Source organism: Aeromonas sp. 130281, from assembly GCF_056642115.1.
Window position 1 is genome coordinate 1 of the sequence record NZ_JBWVQS010000022.1, and the last position, 909, is coordinate 909.

The window sequence follows — 909 nt, forward strand, 5'->3', positions numbered from 1 at the left end:
GGCTCTGTTGCAAAAATCGTGAAGCTTGAGCATGCTTGGCGGAGATTGGACGGACGGAACGATGACGGATTTCAAGTGGCGCCATTTCCAGGGTGATGTGATCCTGTGGGCGGTGCGCTGGTATTGTCGCTATCCGATCAGCTATCGCGACCTTGAGGAAATGCTGGCGGAACGCGGCATTTCGGTCGACCATACGACGATCTATCGCTGGGTCCAGTGCTACGCCCCGGAGATGGAGAAGCGGCTGCGCTGGTTCTGGCGGCGTGGCTTTGATCCGAGCTGGCGCCTGGATGAAACCTACGTCAAGGTGCGGGGCAAGTGGACCTACCTGTACCGGGCAGTCGACAAGCGGGGCGACACGATCGATTTCTACCTGTCGCCGACCCGCAGCGCCAAGGCAGCGAAGCGGTTCCTGGGCAAGGCCCTGCGAGGCCTGAAGCACTGGGAAAAGCCTGCCACGCTCAATACCGACAAAGCGCCGAGCTATGGTGCAGCGATCACCGAATTGAAGCGCGAAGGAAAGCTGGACCGGGAGACGGCCCACCGGCAGGTGAAGTATCTCAATAACGTGATCGAGGCCGATCACGGAAAGCTCAAGATACTGATCAAGCCGGTGCGCGGTTTCAAATCGATCCCCACGGCCTATGCCACGATCAAGGGATTCGAAGTCATGCGAGCCCTGCGCAAAGGACAGGCTCGCCCCTGGTGCCTGCAGCCCGGCATCAGGGGCGAGGTGCGCCTTGTGGAGAGAGCTTTTGGCATTGGGCCCTCGGCGCTGACGGAGGCCATGGGCATGCTCAACCACCATTTCGCAGCAGCCGCCTGATCGGCGCAGAGCGACAGCCTACCTCTGACTGCCGCCAATCTTTGCAACAGAGCCTCCGTCGCCATGCTCACCTCGCTTTGGTG

The 909-nt window shown here is 60.6% G+C and carries 1 protein-coding gene; it reads left to right on the top strand.

Annotated elements, in window-relative coordinates:
- Positions 1–61: 61 nt before the first annotated feature.
- Positions 62–826 (top strand): IS6-like element IS6100 family transposase, encoded by a 765-nt coding sequence (locus AC1IN8_RS21035; protein ID WP_001389365.1) that lies wholly within the window; start codon positions 62–64, stop codon positions 824–826.
- Positions 827–909 lie beyond the last annotated feature (83 nt).